The sequence below is a fragment of the Bacillus sp. TSO22 genome (genome assembly GCF_020223595.1).
GTDB classification, from domain to species: Bacteria; Bacillota; Bacilli; order Bacillales; family Bacillaceae; genus Bacillus; species Bacillus inaquosorum.
This window is the reverse complement of the sequence record NZ_JAHAWO010000012.1, coordinates 283,976-300,604: the sequence shown is the minus strand read 5'-3', so window position 1 is coordinate 300,604 and position 16,629 is coordinate 283,976. Positions and strand designations below refer to the sequence as shown.

Annotated in this window: 15 protein-coding genes and 1 pseudogene; 11 read left to right on the top strand and 5 right to left on the bottom strand. The window is 41.4% G+C overall.

The window, feature by feature from the left end; translation table 11 throughout:
* Genes KHQ79_RS15500 through KHQ79_RS15490 form a run of 3 tightly spaced genes read left to right on the top strand, consistent with a single transcriptional unit; the run spans position 1 to position 2,563 of the window.
* A complete protein-coding gene (locus KHQ79_RS15500; protein WP_225515933.1) occupies positions 1-699 on the top strand; it encodes an ABC transporter ATP-binding protein in 699 nt (232 codons plus the stop codon).
* Positions 700-711: 12 nt separating this feature from the next.
* Positions 712-1,629, top strand: coding sequence for an ABC transporter ATP-binding protein (locus tag KHQ79_RS15495; RefSeq protein WP_119913592.1), 918 nt, complete (start codon positions 712-714; stop codon positions 1,627-1,629).
* On the top strand, positions 1,622-2,563 hold the full coding sequence (locus KHQ79_RS15490; RefSeq protein ID WP_225515931.1) for an ABC transporter permease: 942 nt from the start codon (positions 1,622-1,624) through the stop codon (positions 2,561-2,563). Before KHQ79_RS15495 ends, KHQ79_RS15490 begins: the two co-directional genes overlap by 8 nt.
* A 91-nt stretch (positions 2,564-2,654) precedes the next feature.
* On the opposite strand, the gene cspB is transcribed toward KHQ79_RS15490, so the two are convergent.
* Positions 2,655-2,858, bottom strand: a complete 204-nt coding sequence (gene cspB, locus KHQ79_RS15485; RefSeq protein ID WP_003224086.1) for a cold shock-like protein CspB — start codon at positions 2,856-2,858, stop codon at positions 2,655-2,657.
* Positions 2,859-3,295: 437 nt separating this feature from the next.
* On the opposite strand from cspB, the gene KHQ79_RS15480 reads away from it, so the two are divergent.
* A complete protein-coding gene (locus tag KHQ79_RS15480) occupies positions 3,296-4,126 on the top strand; it encodes a MetQ/NlpA family ABC transporter substrate-binding protein (RefSeq protein WP_225515929.1) in 831 nt (276 codons plus the stop codon).
* A 2-nt stretch (positions 4,127-4,128) separates the two neighbouring features.
* Here KHQ79_RS15480 and dgcK read toward each other — a convergent pair whose 3' ends face one another.
* Positions 4,129-5,208, bottom strand: a complete 1,080-nt coding sequence (gene dgcK, locus KHQ79_RS15475) for a diguanylate cyclase DgcK (protein ID WP_225515927.1) — start codon at positions 5,206-5,208, stop codon at positions 4,129-4,131.
* Positions 5,209-5,380: 172 nt separating this feature from the next.
* Between dgcK and tcyP the strand changes: the two genes are divergently transcribed.
* Positions 5,381-6,772: an L-cystine transporter TcyP gene (tcyP, locus tag KHQ79_RS15470; protein ID WP_148982716.1), complete on the top strand. Its 1,392-nt coding sequence runs from the start codon at positions 5,381-5,383 to the stop codon at positions 6,770-6,772.
* 267 nt (positions 6,773-7,039) lie between these two features.
* The gene (gene satA / locus KHQ79_RS15465; RefSeq protein ID WP_225515925.1) at positions 7,040-7,561 is read left to right on the top strand and encodes a streptothricin N-acetyltransferase SatA; all 522 of its coding nucleotides are present in this window, start codon (positions 7,040-7,042) and stop codon (positions 7,559-7,561) included.
* A 186-nt stretch (positions 7,562-7,747) separates the two neighbouring features.
* Here satA and KHQ79_RS22420 read toward each other — a convergent pair.
* Positions 7,748-7,882 (bottom strand): annotated as a pseudogene (locus KHQ79_RS22420) (endopeptidase); the annotation flags it as partial.
* Positions 7,883-8,132: 250 nt separating this feature from the next.
* On the opposite strand from KHQ79_RS22420, the gene KHQ79_RS15460 reads away from it, so the two are divergent.
* On the top strand, positions 8,133-8,921 hold the full coding sequence (locus KHQ79_RS15460; RefSeq protein WP_225515923.1) for a helix-turn-helix domain-containing protein: 789 nt from the start codon (positions 8,133-8,135) through the stop codon (positions 8,919-8,921).
* Positions 8,922-9,427: 506 nt separating this feature from the next.
* Here KHQ79_RS15460 and KHQ79_RS15455 read toward each other — a convergent pair.
* Positions 9,428-9,868 (bottom strand): hypothetical protein, encoded by a 441-nt coding sequence (locus KHQ79_RS15455; RefSeq protein WP_003239600.1) that lies wholly within the window; start codon positions 9,866-9,868, stop codon positions 9,428-9,430.
* Positions 9,869-10,017: 149 nt separating this feature from the next.
* Here KHQ79_RS15455 and KHQ79_RS15450 point away from each other — a divergent pair, with 149 nt between their 5' ends.
* Positions 10,018-10,602 carry a YhcN/YlaJ family sporulation lipoprotein gene (locus KHQ79_RS15450; protein ID WP_003239599.1) on the top strand — a complete coding sequence of 195 codons (585 nt, stop codon included), beginning with the start codon at positions 10,018-10,020 and terminating at the stop codon, positions 10,600-10,602.
* A 119-nt stretch (positions 10,603-10,721) separates the two neighbouring features.
* Positions 10,722-11,690: a gluzincin family metallopeptidase gene (locus KHQ79_RS15445; protein WP_225515921.1), complete on the top strand. Its 969-nt coding sequence runs from the start codon at positions 10,722-10,724 to the stop codon at positions 11,688-11,690.
* Here KHQ79_RS15445 and KHQ79_RS15440 read toward each other — a convergent pair.
* The gene (locus tag KHQ79_RS15440) at positions 11,622-12,272 is read right to left on the bottom strand and encodes a spore coat protein (protein WP_019257883.1); all 651 of its coding nucleotides are present in this window, start codon (positions 12,270-12,272) and stop codon (positions 11,622-11,624) included. The genes KHQ79_RS15445 and KHQ79_RS15440 overlap by 69 nt on opposite strands.
* A gap of 150 nt (positions 12,273-12,422) precedes the next feature.
* Here KHQ79_RS15440 and yhcR point away from each other — a divergent pair, with 150 nt between their 5' ends.
* Positions 12,423-16,007: a sortase-dependent nonspecific endonuclease YhcR gene (gene yhcR / locus KHQ79_RS15435; RefSeq protein WP_483862207.1), complete on the top strand. Its 3,585-nt coding sequence runs from the start codon at positions 12,423-12,425 to the stop codon at positions 16,005-16,007.
* On the top strand, positions 16,004-16,600 hold the full coding sequence (gene srtA, locus KHQ79_RS15430) for a sortase SrtA (RefSeq protein WP_225515919.1): 597 nt from the start codon (positions 16,004-16,006) through the stop codon (positions 16,598-16,600). The genes yhcR and srtA overlap by 4 nt, the downstream gene beginning before the upstream one ends.
* Positions 16,601-16,629: the final 29 nt, after the last annotated feature.

Below are 16,629 nucleotides of genomic sequence, written 5' to 3'. Positions count from 1 at the left end.
ATGGAAATCACTTTAGAACATGTATCAAAAAAATACGGCCGCCAAACCGCCGTCAATGATGTGTCGATCACCTTATCATCCGGACGGATTTATGGTCTGATCGGACCGAACGGCAGCGGCAAATCAACGACCTTAAAAATGATGGCCGGCCTCCTGCTTCCGACTTCAGGGTTGGTTAAAGCGGATGAAAAGCCAGTTACGAGAGATATGGTCCGTCAAACGGCTTATCTCACTGAGCTTGATATGTTTTATCCGCATTTTACTGTTAAAGATATGGTGAACTTTTACCAGTCACAATTTCCTGATTTTCAAACAGAACAAGCTTATAAGCTGTTGAATGAAATGCAGCTTGATCCGAAAAAAAAGATCAAAAAGCTATCAAAAGGAAATCGGGGAAGGCTGAAAATCGTTCTTGCTTTAGCAAGACGGGCATCCGTCATCTTGCTGGATGAACCTTTTTCCGGGCTTGATCCGATGGTCAGGGATTCCATTGTAAACAGCCTGGTGTCATACATTGATTTTGAGCAGCAAATTGTCGTGATCGCGACGCATGAAATTGATGAAATTGAAACTTTGCTAGATGAAGTAATCATACTTGCAAATGGAGAAAAAGTTGAGCAGCGTGATGTGGAAGACATTCGTGAGCAGGAAGGCATGTCCGTGTTGCAATGGTTTAAATCAAAAATGGAAGTTTGCTAGAGGAGGAATTCGATGAAAACAGTATTGGAATTGAAAGATGTAACAAAGAACATCAGAGGCCGAACGATCATTGATCATCTGAGTTTTTCGATTCGTGAAGGCGAAGTATTCGGGTTTTTGGGTCCGAACGGAGCAGGAAAAACAACAACCATCCGGATGATGGTGGGGTTAATGAAGCTGTCAAAAGGTGATGTGCTCATTTGCGGCCAATCCATTACGAAGGATTATGCTAAGGCGATTAAGCATATTGGAGCGATCGTAGAGAATCCAGAGCTGTATAAATTCTTGAGCGGATATAAAAATCTGCAGCAATACGCAAGGATGGTCAAGGGCGTCACGAAGGAAAAAATTGATGAAGTCGTTGAGCTGGTCGGTTTAACAGACAGAATCCATGACAAGGTGAAAACGTATTCTCTTGGGATGAGACAGCGTCTTGGCTTGGCACAATGTCTTCTGCATGATCCAAAAGTGCTGATCTTGGATGAACCGACAAACGGCCTTGATCCGGCGGGGATCAGGGAAATCAGGGATCATTTAAAGAAGCTGACGCGAGAAAGAGGAATGGCCGTCATCGTTTCAAGCCACCTGCTGTCGGAAATGGAACTGATGTGTGACCGAATTGCGATTCTGCAAAAAGGAAAGCTTATCGATATTCAAAATGTAAAAGATGAAATCACTGATGAAAAAGATACATATTTCTTCCATGTTGAACAGCCGAATGAAGCCGCTTCTGTTCTAAAGGAGTATGATTTGGTGAGCAAGACAAACGGTGTGGAAGTCAAACTGTCTAAAGACGAAGTCCCGGCGGCCATTGAATTGCTGGTGATGCAGCAAATCCGCATTTATGAAGTCAAAGCAGTGACAAAATCATTAGAGGACCGTTTCTTAGAAATGACAGGTGAAGCAAAAGAGGAGGTTCAACATGCTTAATTTGATTTACAATGAATGGATCAAAATCTTCAGCCGTGCCGGAACATGGGTGATGATCGGGCTTCTGGGATTAACAATGGTTGGATACGCATTTCTGGCGAATCATTTTTCTGCTGGTGAATCAAATCCCCATTGGAAACAAGAACTTCAAGCGGAAAATGCCACATTGAAGAAGGAAATGAAAGAAAATCCTTCACTGAAAGATGGCTATGAAGAAACAATCACACTCAACAATTATCGTATTGAACATAACATCCCTAATGATACAGGCTATACTGTATGGTCTTATGTAACGGATTCAGCAGGTTTTACAATCCTTACCGGACTGTTTACCATTATTATCGCAGCCGGAATTGTCGCGAACGAATTTAATTGGGGAACCATTAAGCTGTTAATGATCCGCCCGCTCAACCGTTTTCAGATTTTGTTGTCCAAGTATATTACAGTTCTCCTGTTTGGGTTCTTATTGCTGTTTATTTTATTTATGGGTTCTACTTTATTAGGCCTGATCTTCTTCGGGACAGGCGGCGACACTGCTGCGAATGTTCATTTAATCTACAAGGACGGCCATGTCTTTGAGCAAAACATGATGGGATATTTGGCCAAAACGTATCTCTCAGAATCTGTTGCGGCTTTAATGATCGCAACGATGGCATTTATGCTGTCCGCTGTATTCAGAAACAGCTCTCTTGCAGTAGGATTTTCCATCTTTTTGTTGGTTGCCGGTACTACAGCCACTGCATTCATTGCAGCGAAATTTGACTGGGCGAAGTATATTTTATTTGCCAATGTTAATTTGCTGCAATATGTAGAGGGGACACCGTTAGTGGAAGGGATGACCATGACTTTCTCTGTTGTCATGCTGGCAGTTTACTTTGTTGTCTTCCTTCTGCTCGCTTTCGGAATCTTCATGAAGCGGGATATTGCGAACTAATGAAAAAAGCTGTTTTGCATATGCAAAACAGCTTTTTTATCGAAATAAAAACTGCAGGTTTGCACCTGCAGTTTTGCATATCAATTTATGCTTACGCTTCTTTAGTTACGTTAGCAGCTTGTGGTCCGCGGTTACCTTCAACGATTTCGAAAGAAACAGCTTGGCCTTCTTCTAAAGTTTTGAAGCCTTCGCCTTGAATAGCAGAGAAATGAACGAATACATCGTCTTGACCTTCTACTTCGATGAATCCGAAACCTTTTTCAGAGTTGAACCATTTTACTTTACCTTCTAACATGAAATTTCCTCCTAAAGCGATCATAACGCTTAAATTCACTATTCTTGCTCTTAACAAACTTCCAAGACGAAAACTCTTACAAAACTTTCTTCTTAAAGATAGTTCGAACAAAAATAATTACCTTTACTCTACCAGTAATCTTCAGAAAAAACAACTGCTAAATGAAACTTTTTTCGGAAAATACCATATTTATTTTTCGATTTGATATTTATTCACGGAAATTCATCTGCTTTCTCGATACGTGATCATACGTTTGCCTTAGATATTCCTGCTTTTCTGGAGAGAATGCAATAGGAATTGACAACCTTATTGTATATGAGTAAGGTAAAAGTTAACCAATATTACAAATGACAACGTTTATCAACTAAAGAGAGCGTATGTTTTTTATGTCTGATATTGCTTGCATGCTCTAATACATAGATAGGAGTATGGTCACAATGAAAAAGTGGCTTATATGCAGTTTTGTTTTTGTTCTGCTCGTTTCATTCACTGCATGCTCACCGTCAGCAGAACATGAAACGATCAAAATAGGAATTGCTGAGTCTGACAGGGCAATATGGAACTATATTGCTGAAAAGGCGGAAGAGGCAGGGCTGGATATTCAACTGATTCCTTTTTCGGATTATGCAGAGTCTGATATCGCGCTTGCGAACAAAGAAATTGATGCTAACGCTTTTCAAACCATTTCATATTTTCAGTCGTTCACCCAAAAATACAAACATAAGCTGGCACCGCTCGGTACGACATACATAACGCCTATGGGCATTTATTCAAAACGATATGACCGAATCCAAGATATACCGCGCGGAGCTGTTGTTTCGGTTCCGGATAAAGTTATCGATTTTGGCAGGGCGCTGACGGTGCTTCAGGAGGCGGGCTTGCTAACGTTGAAAAACGGATTTAACGGAACAGGTTCAGTCGATATGATTAAAGATAATCCGAGGCACCTGAAATTGAAAACGGTCCGGCAACAGGATGCAGTGAGCGGCGCCGATGTATTTGTCATGAAACCATCTGACGCAAAAAAAGCGGGACTGAACCCGAAAAAACACACCATAAAGAGCGGCGGACTAATGTCAGAGGAAGAGATGAATTTGATTGTTGTCAGAGCGGAGGATCAAGATCGGGAAGCACTGCAAACCATTCTTGAACTTTATCAAGCTGATGATACAGCGGCATTTATAGAAAAGGAATATCAAGGGGATCTTGTTCCGGCTTTTCTGCCTTTAAAACGTCTTTCAGATTGGAAGAATGAATTCGAACATTGAATTCATTCTTTTTTTTCTGAAAAACATACTTTATTCCGTCCCGTTTCTTTCGCTTTGTAGAGCATTTGATCGGCAAGAATCGGCAAGGATTCTGGATGTTCCGAATTATTGGGATAATGAGCGGCCCCCAGTGATATCGTCACTGACAGCTCTTCTCCGTTTGTTAATCTAACTGGTTCGTCACTGACAGCGCGCCTGATTCGTTCCGCGATTTGGACTGCTTTATTAAGCGTACAGTTCGGCAGGAGCACGGCAAATTCTTCACCGCCAATCCGTGCGGCAGGATCAGTATTTCGGATGCTATGCTTCAGACGTGAAGCCAGCTCTTTCAGCACTTGATCGCCTTCATGATGGCCGTATTGGTCATTAATGGTTTTAAAATGGTCGATATCCATATAAATCAGAGCGAATTGAAAATGCGGGGTATTGGCCGCCTGTTGAAACAGAGCTTGTGTGATTTCTTCAAACTTTCTTCGGTTATAAATGCCTGTTAAAAAGTCAAAGTGGGCCTGAAACTTATATTGTTTAAAAAGTAGATGTGCATTTGTTTCATGATCAATAATATATAAACTGAGCATGCCGCCCGCTATTGAGATGATCCAAAAATAAAAGTGAAGCTCATATGAATGTAAATCTATAAGAAAATAAAAGGAAAATGAGATCATGCTATTTGTGATCATTAAAAGGTAGAAAGCATGTTTTAATTGTACTTTTTTTCTTCTAGAAACAATGAGTGACGGGATGGCAGCAATACAAATGATAATAACCGAGTATAGTGCAGATGTGTTCATCGTGATCAGCATGCGGCCTGCACCGATCATAACCAAGGCCGTTGCCGTTGAAACCCAGCCTCCGTAAAGAGCAGCGATCATAATAGGGATATTTCGAAAATCAATGATTGAATGCTGATAGGTAAATCCAAAAACCATCAGAATAACCCCGAGGAAACCGCAGGCCAGTCCTTTAACAGCTTGGAAGGATATGCTGTCTTTTTTATGTACCAGCCTATCTTTAAACAGGTGGGTGAAGAGATAATTAAATGTGATTAAAATGGTCAAGTTTACAAACAGCTCTTTCAGCAAATATTATCACCCTAATATAAGGTACTAAAGATGGAAGGGAAAGAAAAGGACAAATAAGGGATTATATAAGTTTTTTTTACTTGGATTTTATTGTTTTAATAATTCGCACTTGACCCATCGGAATTAGTGTAATATAGTATATGAGAAAATTCGAAGGGAGAGTTTACCTGCTTTGGAGACTTTACTAGTCGTATTACATGTATTTATTTTATTTTTACTTATCTTAGGGCTTTTTGTGATGCAGAAAAAACATGTTTCCTTCTCTAAACGTGTATTTACTGCGCTGGGGCTGGGGATTGTATTCGGATTTGCGCTTCAGCTGATTTACGGCCCGACTTCAAATATAGTCATTCAAACAGCTGACTGGTTTAATATCGCTGGGGGCGGATATGTCAAATTGCTTCAAATGGTTGTCATGCCGCTCGTCTTTATTTCAATTCTCGGCGCATTTACAAAGCTGAAGCTGACAAAAAATCTCGGGAAAATCAGCGGTTTGATTATCGGGATTTTAGTTGCGACAACAGCTGTAGCGGCAGCTGTTGGTATTGCGTCCGCGCTTTCTTTTGACCTGCAGGCGATTCAGGTTGACCAAGGGGATACAGAGCTTTCACGTGGACAGGAGCTTCAGCAGAAATCAGAGGATATGACAGCGACAACGTTGCCGCAGCAGATTGTTGAACTGCTGCCGGGAAACCCGTTTTTAGATTTTACAGGAGCTAGACCGACTTCAACGATAGCTGTCGTTATTTTTGCCGCTTTCCTTGGAATGGCGTTCCTCGGCGTGAAACGTAAACAGCCGGAACAGGCAGAAACCTTTAAAAAGCTGGTTGATGCCGTTTATGCCATTGTCATGCGCGTTGTCACCCTCATTTTGAGACTGACGCCTTACGGGGTGCTGGCCATTATGACAAAAACGATCGCGACGAGTGATATTGACAGCATTCTAAAACTGGGTATGTTTGTAATTGCTTCGTATGCCGCGTTAATTACAATGTTTATTATTCATTTGCTGCTGCTGACGCTCAGTGGCTTGAATCCGATTGTTTATTTGAAAAAAGCCGTGCCTGTACTTGTATTTGCATTTACATCACGGTCAAGCGCGGGTGCTTTACCGCTGAATATTAAAACACAGAGAAGCATGGGTGTGCCGGAAGGAATCGCAAACTTTGCCGGTTCGTTCGGTCTTTCGATCGGCCAAAATGGATGCGCGGGCATTTACCCTGCGATGCTGGCGATGATGATTGCCCCAACTATCGGCCAAAATCCGTTTGACCCGGTGTTTATCATCACAGTTATCGCAGTCGTTGCCATCAGCTCCTTCGGTGTTGCCGGAGTTGGCGGCGGAGCGACATTCGCGGCGCTTCTAGTTTTATCATCATTAAATATGCCTGTGGCGCTCGCCGGTTTACTAATCTCAATCGAACCGTTAATTGACATGGGGCGCACTGCTCTGAATGTCAGCGGAAGTATGACATCTGGTCTCATTACGAGTAAGGTAACGAAGGAAATTGATCCAGGGGTATTCAATGATCAATCCAGAGTGGTTGAAGCAGAAGAAGCGTAACAACGTATAATCCGCCTAGGATTGATAGTTCATTTCAATAAAAGAACCCATGAACCCTGTAATATAAAGGTTTCATGGGTTCTTTTTTTTATGATTTGCTTTTACTCCACTTACTAAAAGTTATTGGAAACAAAGGTTGATGGACGTTTTAAGTGCTGTTTTCACAAAGTTTGTTGTTTTAAGAGCGGTTATTGATTTATTTATCAAATAACATATAATGGAAGTTGAGAGTTCTTAATACAAGTTTTCGTTTGGAAGGAGATTGATATGATAATTAAAATGAATCAATTTAATATGAAAGATTTCAATAAACCAAACGAACCTTTCGTTGTTTCAGGTAGAATTATACCTACATTTGAAAACAATGTTTGGAAATATACAGAAGAACTATTTTCTGAGCCTTATTTCAAGAAATATGAAGATGATGAAATTGATGTTAGTTATATTGAAGAAGAGGGGAAAGTTGTTTTCTTTTATTATGTTGAAAACAATTGCATTGGTCGGATTAAGATTCGTTCTAATTGGAATGGATATGCACTAATAGAGGACATTGCTGTTTCAAAAAAGTATAGAAAAAATGGTGTTGGAACAGCATTATTAAATAAAGCCATTGAATGGGCAAAGGAGAATAACTTTAGTGGTCTTATGCTTGAAACACAAGATATTAATGTTTCAGCTTGTCATTTTTATGCCAAAAACCACTTTGTAATAGGTGCAGTTGATACTATGCTTTATTCCAACTTTCCAACAGCAAATGAAATTGCGATTTTTTGGTACTGTAAATTTTAATTTACAATAGCATCTCAACAATCTCAGAGATGGTAATTTAATGTTTCCGTCTTGTTGAAATAATGGGTGTGTTAGTAAATGAAGGACCATCAACGGTGGTCTTTTTATAATGTCCTCAAGAATTCTACTGTGATTTTTTTGCACGCTGAAATAAGCAACTGCTCCACCTGTTTCTTTGTTGCCTCATGCTGTTCTGGGAAGAGTAATTCCAGCTTTCTCAAAAGACCACTGAACAATCAAAATCTAGTTTTCGGATTTGAATCTCCTCATGCATACGGTTGCCCTTCATTACTTCAATGCTTCTTTCACGACCGTTACATAACAAGTTAAAGGGAACTGATAAAAAGTGGAAAAGAATGAATTGTTTATCTATACTAAAGAAGGTACAGGAATTAGATGTTTATTTTTGAAAACATTTACTCCTCTTTATTCTAGACATGGTCTGAACAGGCAAACACACACTGTATAACATCGTTGCAACCGTAAGTTGACAAAGTGCATTTGCTGAAAGATAGAACAAGGATCGTTGTTTTCATACAATATAGTCATCAAAGCAAAGGAGTTCTTAACTATGACATTTGGTGAAAAACTTTTTAAGTTGCGAAAAGAAAAAGGACTGTCTCAAGAAACTTTAGCTGAAAAAGTAAACACGACAAGGCAGGCGATTAGCAAATGGGAAAATGGGCAAGGGTTTCCTGAAACCGAAAAGCTTTTAATGATTGGAAACATTTTTGAAGTATCAATTGATTATTTGTTAAAAGATTCTGTTGAGCCGCGTCGTGACAATAAAGAAGGATATTATGTTAGCAGAGAAGTGGCAGGCGGCTTTTTATTGCATGAACGCAAAGTTTCCAAATATGTTTCTTTCGGACTGAGCCTGCTTATTTTATCCACTGTCCCTTATTTGGTTTTTAAACAAGAACCAGCCATCTATACACTCCTTATCATGATCATAGCTGTACTCGGCATTGGGGCTATTGTGACAGGATTGATCTCGGTAGAAGATAAATACAAGGTGCTCAAGAAAGAGGCTCTGATTTTTGACCAAAATCATCATAAAGAGCTGACAGCGAGATATAATGATATGAAAAAAAGGTATGCTGCTATCATGGGCGCTGGTGTTTGTTCCATTGTAGCAGGCGGAATTCCTTTTTTTCTTGAAAGAAAACATATAGTCTCAGGTTTCAATGCCTACTATCCGGTTTGTGTTGTTTTGATCGCTATTGGTGTCTACATTTTAATTCGCACCCTGCCGATAATTGAGGCTTATCAAATAATGGCGAAAAATGAAGAGTATATCAATAGGTTCGGCTTTAAGCTAAGTAAAAAAGTAAGAAAAAGAGTGGATGATTTCTCATAATAGATACTAACCAATTTGATTCAAGGAAATCATGATTAAAGAGCCTAAAAAGGTTCTTTTTTCATTCACCTGATATCTTTTAGACGAACTAAATCACTAGAAGTGGAAACATAAAAACACATATTGAAATGGGCTTCGGCTTGTTTGTTATTATATTGCTGACAGGATTTCTAACGCTCGAGTGAATATTATATGTTTAGCGTTGAAGCAAGAAATAAAATTAGATTATTAATGAAACTCACTCGGGTTATATTCGCAGTAGCAGTGTTAACTAGTGTTCTGTCCTTTTCAACTTTTGATGTGGGAACTAACAATGAATTGATAAAGATTGCTTCGGATAGAGTGGCGCATTAAAAAAATCCTTCAAGCGTTCTTCATTGAACGAAAGAAGGATTTTTTAATGCTCACCAATTCAAAACAGGCTGAAAAATGCAAAAAACTCCTGAAAAGCCAATAAAATTAACTACTTGAACCATTATGCAATCCGCCTGAGATTACACGTTTTTTTAACGGCCGGGTTCTAAGTCCTCAAGTATTCCCATCATGGTGTTGTCGTCCATCACATTCATTGCGCTTTGTTCAAAATGAATGGGTTCGGCATAATGCGGCTGTCTTTTTTTCGTTGCTGTCTCAGCTTGCCTAGTTTGAGTCTGGGTATGCTGATGCTGTGTTTGCTGCTGTCCGGCATTCTGATGCTGACGGCCATTTTGCTGCTGGCTTTGATTTTGCGAACGTTCCTGGTTATTGCCGCCGCCAAAAACTTGTTTGACCATATTACCTACATTAGAAGCATCAAACATCTTATTTTCAGAATTCTGTCTGTTCATTTGACCTGTAATAAATCCGCCGACTCTTTGGCGAATCTGAGGTGATAAAGCAGCAATAAGCATAGTTGACCCTATAATCAATGTTGCGGGGCTGATTCCTTTTCGCTGGTTGAACAACATGATCCCTCCTTCTTAGTGTATTCATATTTTCCCCCTCATTAGACAAATTAACCGTTTTATTTCCCGGGAAAGCATTTCCTTCAGATTTACATGCATATTTAAAGCCAATTAGAAAAACCTATAAGTAAAGTGATAAAGGAGGAATTCACATGCTTGGAAAAAAACAAGTCCTTGCGTCTATGCTTCTTATCCCTTTGCTTATGACTGGCTGCGGAATGGCCAACCAGGGTGAGGGCAGACGTGATAATTTAGAACCTGAAAATGTTAACTATCGCAATCCGGTGAACGATAATGGCACAAGAAATATTAACGATGTCAATAATAATCGTGACAATGTCGATAATAATGTAACTGACAATGTCAACAATAACGATAACAACAATAATAACGGTAATAACAACCGTAAATTAGATGTTGCTGACGACGCTGCCGATAAAATCACTGATATGAAAGAAGTAAAACATGCAAATGTAATTGTTGCCGGAAATCAAGCATATGTTGCAGTTGTATTAACAAATGGAAATAAAGAAGTTGGAAAAGACCTCAAAAAGAAGATTTCAGATAAAGTGAGAGATACTGATAAAAACATGGATAATGTTTATGTTTCTGCAAATCCGGACTTTGTAGACCGAATGCAGGGCTATGGCGAGCGGATACAAAATGGCGATCCAATTGCAGGATTCTTTGATGAATTCAGTGAAACTGTACAGCGTATATTCCCGCAAGCTGAATAAATGAAAAAAGCCGCATAATTTGTGCGGCTTTTTCTTTGCGTTAATGACACACCGCGAACTCAGGCTGCATAGAGTAAAAATAAAAGGTACAAGACGGACCGGCTCAGGGAGGGAGACGTTTGCGGGATGGCATAGGAAAGCGTGCGGCATCCGCTCTATTCCTGTGCGGAGTCCTTGTGATGCTGGCTGTAAGTTCAGCCATCGTATCAAGCACGATGTATATACTGTCTTTGCCAGGGCAGGCATCTGGTATAACAAAAGAACAAGTGACGAAGCACATGAAGAAAGAGTCATTCAAACAGGCCGATATTTATTACACATCTAAGGAAAAGTCCTTACTGCCATTGACGAAAGAAACGCTTGAATATGCGGTCAGTATTAATCAGATTATGATTGGATATTCGAATCAAAAGCCTATTGATATTATTTTTTTTCATAATGAAAAACAGATGGAGGCTTACTCCGGTTTAATGGATGTAGTCGGTTTTTATTCTGAGCAGGAGCAGCTGATCGGATTGTTGCCTGAAGAGAAAAAGAAGCTTTTAGAAGGTGACGAGGTAGCGGTTTATTTGTACCAGAGATTGTTGATTCATGAATACACGCACCATGCGTTTCACCAGAAATTGAAGGAGCTTGAGGCTGACCCCGATAAGTTTCCGTTATGGTTTCATGAAGGGTTAAGCGAGTGGATCGCGAACTATGAGTTGCTCATAGATCCGATCTCGTTTTCTGTTGTGCCCTTTGACCGTTTGCAGACAGATCAAGATTGGCAGGAAGCCAGAGCCGAATATGACACTGATGTCTATTTGCAAAGCTTTTATATGATCAATGAGCTGACGGACAAATACGGCAAAGACATTATTTCAGAAATGATAAAGGAAACGGCGAAAAAAGGGGACTTTAAGAAAGGATTTAAATCGGCAACAAAGGAAAGTCTTAATCAATTTGAAAAAGAATTTAAGAAAACATTTGAAGAAAACAGTGAGGCATTGGATAGTAGCTATCCAATGCCTTTGTTATTAATGAAGTCCTTGCTGGCCCATTCCGCCTTGCGTTGGAGGCATTTGTCCTTGTGCAGGAGCAAATGAATTTCTCATTTGTTCCATATCCTGCGCATCAAGCTGAGGAACTTGGTAATAGCCGTGTTTGTTTTGGTATAGGAAAATTTCAAAAGCCATTTCAACATACTCCTGAATTTGCGCTGACAGTACGCGTCTTACGGCTGGGTTTGTCATTTCCAGTGAAGCCATTGTCAGCATAGAAGCCTGTGCTTTAATCGCGCAAAGCATTTGTCGGCTGATGATGCTGTCATCGATATCATTCATGGATTGAACCGGTTTTTTAGGCTGTGACGGCTGCATGCCATAAACAGTCTGATTGTCTTCCTTCATCATATAAGTTGCTGTTTTTTGTGAAGGTTCGTTTCCTGTTTTAAAGCATTCTGCAGTTAAGTTATATTGAGACGTAATGAATTGATATTGACGATCAAGGATGTTTAATAATTCCTGATCCTTACAAAATTGTCTCAGCATCATAAACTGATCAAGTACAGTAAGGGTTCCGGAAAGCACCTCGTGCATATCAAACATTTCATGTCCGCCGTGGTTTTTATGCGGCTTGCCAGGGATACCTTTATTCATTTGGGATTGCTGCTGATTTAACTGATCCAAACCCAATTCCTCCTTTTTTTCAGATCAGCTGTATTTTGTGTCAGTCTGCCGCGTTTTATGCAGAAGCCTGAAAGGAATTAAATGCTGGCTGTCGAAATGTAAAGCAGACAAAGTCGTTGTCATATTGTGTATATTAAGGGAGGAAAAATGATGAGGCGTATTCTGCATATTGTGTTAATCACGACATTGGTGTTCTTGAATGTGATGTACACTTGCGAAGCAGTAAAGGCAGCTGAGCAGCAACAGCCGATATCGGTTGATCAAGCGATACAGCAAAAAGAAGGACAGGCTCTTGTCGAAGGATACGCTGTCGGCCAGGCTGTTTCCCCGCAGCATTATAAGCTGGTAAGCCCTTTTTCAAATAATTATAATGTTGCGCTGGCAGACAGTGAAAACGAGACATCGCCCGATCACATCCTTCCTGTGCAAATCCCCTCCACCTTCAGAAGCCAATTTGGGCTGCAAACCAATCCGCTTCTTCTTGGAAAAAAGATAACGGTTCAAGGACAGCTTGAAGATTACTTTAGCACAACAGGGCTTAAGAACGTCCAGTCGATGGACTTAACTGATGACACGAAAACTCCGCCGGCTGAACAGCCAGTGTCGATAAATGAAGCGCGGGGACGGCTGAATGAAGAAGTAACGATAAAAGGGATCGTCACTGCTGATCAAAGCGCGGTCGGAGGCGGGAAGCTGTCGACCTTTATGCAGGATGAAACCGGAGGCATTAACATTTATTCGTCTGCCCCTGAACAATTTCCTGAATTAAAAGAAGGCATGGACATCAAGGTGACAGGGAAAATCACGACATACCAAGGGCTTACAGAAATTGTTCCTAACTCATCAGGCATCAAAATCAACCAGTCAAATCAATCTCTCCCCGTTCCTAAACATTCAACAATCAATGAACTGGTTAACAGCAGTCTCGGTGATCAGCTTGAAGGCCGTCTTGTGGCACTAAAAGCATATGTTTCCTCAATTCCAAATTCACCTGCCGGAGGCGGTTACAATGTAACGGTGATTGATGAAGATCACCAAGCTATGATGCTCCGGGTTATGAATGAAACAGGGATAATAGACGGACTTAATGAGGGCAAATGGTATGAATTTACCGGTATATTAAGCAGATACCAATCCTTTCAGCTGCTTCCGCGAAAATCATCTGACCTGAAGCTGCTTGAAGAACAGCCCGCACCTCCGTCTTCGGAGGGTGAATATGAAGGTATTGTTGATCGCGTTGTTGACGGTGATACCATTCATCTCAAATCTCCGGTACTTGGAACGACAAAAATCCGGTTCGTAAATGTAGATACACCTGAAACGTATCACACACCAAAAAATGAAGCAGACGAAAATCAATTAAGATTTGGCAAAAAAGCATCTGACTATCTAAAAACGGTTCTGTCCCCAGGAGATAAGATTACTGTCAAGGTCGGAAGTGAAGCCAAAGACAGCTATGGCAGACTTCTCGGGCAGGTCATAACCGAATCGGGTTCAAACGTGAACTTAGAGCTTGTGAAAAATGGCTATGCTCCGACGTATTTTATTTGGCCGGTTGACAATGAAGAGGATTATCAGCAGTTTCAGGCTGCTGCAGCCGCTGCGAAAAAAGAGCAAAAAGGCATTTGGAATGAAGCCGATCCCCTCATGGAAATGCCGTTTGAGTTTAGGGCCAGAGAGCAGGGAAAAGGCCTGACAAGATATGTGGGAGATTCGTCAAATAAAACGTATGTGCAGCCGGCTGACTGGAAGCAGATAGCTGTGGAAAACAGAATTTTCTTCGCCTCAGCAAGTGAAGCGGAAAACGCGGGATATCAAAAGAGGCAAACGGCACCCAAAGAAAATGTGCCGCTAAGAATTCTAAGCATGAATGATTTGCATGGCAAGATCGATCAGCAATATGAGCTTGATCTTGATGGAGACGGAACTGCAGACGGCACATTTGGACGCATGGACTATGCCGCCGCATATTTGAAGGAAAAAAAGGCCGAAAAGAAAAACACGCTGATTGTGCATGCGGGAGATATGATCGGAGGAAGTTCTCCAGTTTCATCTCTTCTTCAAGATGAACCGACTGTAGAACTGATGGAGGACATCGGATTTGATGTTGGAACTGTCGGTAATCACGAGTTCGATGAAGGTACAGATGAACTGCTGAGGATCTTAAATGGCGGAGATCACCCGAAAGGCACAAGCGGATATGATGGACAGAACTTTCCCCTTGTATGCGCCAATTGTAAAATGAAATCTACCGGAGAGCCCTTTTTGCCGGCATATGACATCATAAATGTGGAGGGCATCCCCGTTGCTTTTATCGGGGTTGTCACACAGTCGGCAGCGGGCATGGTCATGCCTGACGGAATCAAAAACATCGAGTTTACAGATGAAGTGACAGCGGTAAATGAGGCGGCCAAAGAGTTGAAGAAAAAAGGCGTAAAGGCCATCGCAGTTCTCGCGCATATGTCAGCCGAGCAAAATGGCACATCCATTACCGGGGAATCTGCTGATCTTGCAAACAAAACAGATTCTGAAATCGACGTGATTTTTGCAGCGCATAATCATAAGGTAGTTAACGGTGAAGTGAACGGGAAACTGATTGTTCAGGCGTTTGAATATGGAAAAGCGATAGGTGTTGTTGATGTAGAGATCGATAAAACAACAAAAGACATTGTCAAAAAGTCGGCAGAAATCGAATATGTCGATCAAAGCAAAATAGACCCGGATGCCAGCGCGTCAGCCATTTTAAAGAAATATCAAACACTTGCTGAACCGATTATCAGCGAGGTTGTCGGTGAAGCGGCTGTTGATATGGAAGGCGGGTATTCGAATGACGGCGATACCCCTCTTGGAAACCTGATTGCGGATGGCATGAGAGCGTCCATGAAAACGGATTTTGCCCTTATGAATGGCGGCGGAATACGGGAAGCGCTGAAGAAGGGTCCCATTACGTGGGGAGATCTTTACAATATCCAGCCGTTCGGAAATGTGTTAACGAAGCTTGAGATTAAAGGTAAAGATTTAAGAGAGATTATCAATGCGCAAATCTCGCCGGTTTTTGGGCCTGACTACAGCATAAGCGGGTTTACGTATACGTGGGATAAAGAAACCGGAAAAGCTGTCGAGATGAAAATGGCAGATGGCACCGAGATTCAGCCCGATGCCACATACACACTGACTGTCAACAATTTTATGGCGACGGCGACAGGAACCAAATATCAGCCAATCGGATTGCTTGGGAAAAATCCAGTGACAGGGCCTGAGGATTTGGAAGCGACAGTCGAGTACGTGAAGAGTTTTGATGAGCCTATTGCATATACAAAAGAGGGCAGAATTAAGCTTGCTGAAGCCAGTGACATTGAAGACCCTGTAACAGAAGACCCAGTTACGGAAGAACCGGGAGACGGCCCGGGGACAGAGCAGCCGATTAAAGAGGATCCAGAGCCTGTAGAAGATCAGACTGATATAAAAGAGACTCCGGGTACTGTGCCGGTTCATCAACTGACGCCTTCAAACATTTTGAGATTAGGTGAATTACCGAGCGATGAAAAAAATGCTGACACTGCCGACAAGATCAGCACATTGCCTTTACAAAATGAGACTGCGGAAAGCGGGTCTGATCATCAGCTTCCGGATACATCAGCGGGCTACTATAACATTATGGTGATCGGTGCGTCGGTGACACTGTCCGGAACTTATCTATATGTCAGAAGAAAAAGGAGTGCCTCCAGAACGTGAAAAAAGTTATTCCACTTGTCATCATTGCGGCCGGTCTAGTGATCGCAGGCTATGGGGGCTTTAAATTAATCGACACGAATATGAAGACCGAACAGACATTAAAAGAAGCAAAACTGGCGGCTGAAAAGCCCCAGGAAGCTTCGGACACGAAAAAAAGTGCAGATCAAGCAAAGAATAGAGCATCATTTAAGCCTGAGACCGGCCAAGCGAGCGGCATTTTGGAAATACCGAAAATCAGCGCAGAACTTCCGATCGTGGAGGGCACCGATGCAGATGATTTAGAAAAAGGTGTCGGGCATTATAAGGACAGCTATTATCCTGATGAAAACGGGCAAATTGTGCTGTCGGGACATCGGGATACCGTGTTTCGCCGGACGGGAGAGCTGGAAAAAGGGGACCGGCTTCGTATTCTCCTGTCATATGGAGATTTCACATATGAAATTGTAAAAACAAAAATTGTCGATAAGGATGACAAATCCATTATTACACTCCAGCATGAAAAGGAAGAACTCATTCTAACGACCTGCTATCCGTTTTCATACATCGGCAATGCCCCGAAGCGCTATATTATATTCGGAAAACGAGTCACTTAAAAAGCCGCAGGCTATTCCTGCGGCTTTTC

Excerpts from the sequence above, each read along its gene's own strand:
- KHQ79_RS15500 (WP_225515933.1), top strand. The coding sequence starts at position 1 with ATGGAAATCACTTTAGAACATGTATCAAAAAAATACGGCCGCCAAACC.
- KHQ79_RS15495 (WP_119913592.1), top strand. The coding sequence starts at position 712 with ATGAAAACAGTATTGGAATTGAAAGATGTAACAAAGAACATCAGAGGC.
- KHQ79_RS15490 (WP_225515931.1), top strand. The coding sequence starts at position 1,622 with ATGCTTAATTTGATTTACAATGAATGGATCAAAATCTTCAGCCGTGCC.
- cspB (WP_003224086.1), bottom strand. The coding sequence starts at position 2,858 with ATGTTAGAAGGTAAAGTAAAATGGTTCAACTCTGAAAAAGGTTTCGGA.
- KHQ79_RS15480 (WP_225515929.1), top strand. The coding sequence starts at position 3,296 with ATGAAAAAGTGGCTTATATGCAGTTTTGTTTTTGTTCTGCTCGTTTCA.
- satA (WP_225515925.1), top strand. The coding sequence starts at position 7,040 with ATGATAATTAAAATGAATCAATTTAATATGAAAGATTTCAATAAACCA.
- KHQ79_RS15460 (WP_225515923.1), top strand. The coding sequence starts at position 8,133 with ATGACATTTGGTGAAAAACTTTTTAAGTTGCGAAAAGAAAAAGGACTG.
- KHQ79_RS15455 (WP_003239600.1), bottom strand. The coding sequence starts at position 9,868 with ATGTTGTTCAACCAGCGAAAAGGAATCAGCCCCGCAACATTGATTATA.
- KHQ79_RS15450 (WP_003239599.1), top strand. The coding sequence starts at position 10,018 with ATGCTTGGAAAAAAACAAGTCCTTGCGTCTATGCTTCTTATCCCTTTG.
- yhcR (WP_483862207.1), top strand. The coding sequence starts at position 12,423 with ATGAGGCGTATTCTGCATATTGTGTTAATCACGACATTGGTGTTCTTG.